The sequence below is a fragment of the Accumulibacter sp. genome, assembly GCF_031732815.1.
Classification (GTDB): domain Bacteria; phylum Pseudomonadota; class Gammaproteobacteria; order Burkholderiales; family Rhodocyclaceae; genus Accumulibacter.
On record NZ_JAVMKF010000307.1, the window covers coordinates 10957 to 12717 of the forward strand.

General features: G+C 62.9%; 1 protein-coding gene. It reads right to left on the reverse strand.

The genetic code is table 11. The annotated features are described in order from the left end of the window. The coding region (locus RKP46_RS18475; RefSeq protein WP_311107984.1) for a SurA N-terminal domain-containing protein at positions 1-1619 on the reverse strand (1619 nt) is incomplete at its 3' end. Positions 1620-1761 lie beyond the last annotated feature (142 nt).

Here is a 1761-nt window from a genome sequence, read left to right on the forward strand (position 1 = left end):
CGCGCGTCGTTCCGCCCAACGCTGCGCACGGTCGACCACGGCAGCTTGTCGTCACCCGCGCGCAACTCGGCGAGCCTGCTTTCGCCCGTCTTGCGCGCCAGGGCTGCCGATTCCTCGGCGCGCAGCGTGCTTTCGATCTCGCTCTTGACTTCAGCAAACGGCCGCAGGCTGGCCGGCCTGTGCTCGACGACACGCGCCGCCAGCAGGCGGTTCGGGGCAATCTCGACGGCTTCGGTGTTGCGCTTGTTCTTCAGTGAATCGTCGGCAAACAGCGCGGTCAGCAGCTTGGTATTGCCCAGCGGACCAAGCGCAGCGATCACCTCGGGGCTGGCATTGCGCGGCAACCACGCCGATTGCTCGATCTTCAGCTTGAACTTGTCGGCTACCGGCTGCAGGCTGTCTGCCTGCTCATAGACCATGTTGCTGAACGACTCGGCAGCCTCGGCAAACTGCCGCGACGCCGCCTGCCGCTTCAGTTCGTCTTCGATTTCACCGCGCACTTCGTTCAACGCCCGCAGCTTGCCCGGCTTGACGCCCGTCAGACGGATGATGTGGTAGCCGAAATCGGACTCGACGAGCTGCGAAATCTCGTTTTCGCGCAACGCAAAAGCGGCTTCCTCGAAAGGCTTGACCATCATCCCGCGAGCAAAGAAACCGAGGTCGCCACCCTTTTCGGCCGACCCCGGATCCTGCGAGTGCTGCCGGGCGATTTCGGCAAAGCGCTCCGGTGTCTTCTGCACTTCCTTCAGTACCTCTTCAGCTTTGGCTTTCGCTTTCGCCTTATCGCCGTCGCCGGTCAGCAGGATATGGCTGGCACGCCGCTCTTCAGCCTGCTGGTAGCGGTCCTTGTGTCCTTGATACCAGGCGCTCACGTCGCCCTCGCTGACGGCAGTCTGCGCGAGCAGCGAATCAAGCGAGAGAATCACATATTCGGCGCGTGCCTGCTCGGCCGTCTCGAAGCGTTTCGGATTCTCGTCGTAGACCTTCTGCACCGCCGCTGGATCGATTTTCACCTGCGCGGCGAATTGCTCCGCGCTGATCCGCCACTCGGCAATGTGCCGCTCTTCGCTTTGCAGGCGGAGCAGCGCGTCGCCGACTTCGCTGCCGACGATCGCCGTATCACCGATCGCGCCGATCAGTTGTTGCAGCGTCAGGTCCTGACGCAACTGCGCCTCGAACTGTGCCTGCGACATGCCCTGCGCCGCCAGCGCCGACTGATAGCGCGTCAGCGAAAACTGGCCGTTCTCCTGCAGCGCCGGGATGCGGCCGATCACCTCGCGCAGCATCTCGTCGCCGGTCACCAGACGGTTCTTCCCCGCCTCGAGCAGCAGCAGACGCTGGTCGATCAGCGCTTCGAGGACAGCCATTCTGGCTTCGGGTGTATTCATCGCCTCCGGCCGGTAGTTGGCGCCGAGGAGCTGCCGCATCCGGTCCTGCTGAACGCGCCAGGCTTGGTCGAAATGCTGCAAGCTGATCTTCGAATCGCCGACGCTGGCGAGATCGCTCCCCGCCCCGACGTTACGCACGTACGAGTCGACCCCCCAGAATGCGAACGGCAACGTGATCAAGGCGAGAAATATCTGAACTGCTCTCTTGTTGTTGCGGACGGAGTCGAACATGTGCAGGCTCGCGATCTGATTCAGCGAAAAACGCAGCGGAAATGGGAAAAAGCGGAGCAAAAACGAACTTGCGTTCGCCCTTTTCGGCATTGGCGGAGTGGACGGGGCTCGAACCCGCGACCCCCGGCGTGACAGGCCGGTA